This is a genomic window from Methylobacterium sp. E-046, from assembly GCF_022829625.1.
GTDB classification, from domain to species: Bacteria; Pseudomonadota; Alphaproteobacteria; order Rhizobiales; family Beijerinckiaceae; genus Methylobacterium; species Methylobacterium longum.
This window is the reverse complement of record NZ_JAKSYP010000162.1, coordinates 1-431: the sequence shown is the minus strand read 5'-3', so window position 1 is coordinate 431 and position 431 is coordinate 1. Positions and strand designations below refer to the sequence as shown.

Annotated in this window: 1 protein-coding gene; it reads left to right on the top strand. The window is 69.1% G+C overall.

Annotated elements, in window-relative coordinates; genetic code table 11:
* On the top strand, positions 1-431 hold a 431-nt coding region (locus MKK82_RS15235), incomplete at both ends, for an FtsK/SpoIIIE domain-containing protein (protein WP_279603034.1).

Here is a 431-nt window from a genome sequence, read left to right as displayed (position 1 = left end):
GAGGCGATGGACCTGGCGCCGCTGCCGTACATCGTGATCGTGGTCGACGAGATGGCCGACCTGATGATGGTGGCGGGCAAGGACATCGAGGGGGCGATCCAGCGCCTGGCGCAGATGGCGCGGGCGGCGGGCATCCACCTGATCATGGCGACGCAGCGCCCGTCGGTGGACGTGATCACCGGCACGATCAAGGCGAACTTCCCGACCCGGATCAGCTTCCAGGTGACGAGCAAGATCGACTCGCGCACGATCCTGGGCGAGATGGGCGCCGAGCAGCTGCTCGGTCAGGGCGACATGCTGTTCATGGCCGGCGGCGGGCGCACCACGCGCGTGCACGGGCCGTTCTGCTCGGACAGCGAGGTCGAGACCGTGGTCGCCCACCTCAAGCGCCAGGGCCGACCCAGCTACCTCGACGCCGTCACCGCGGACGA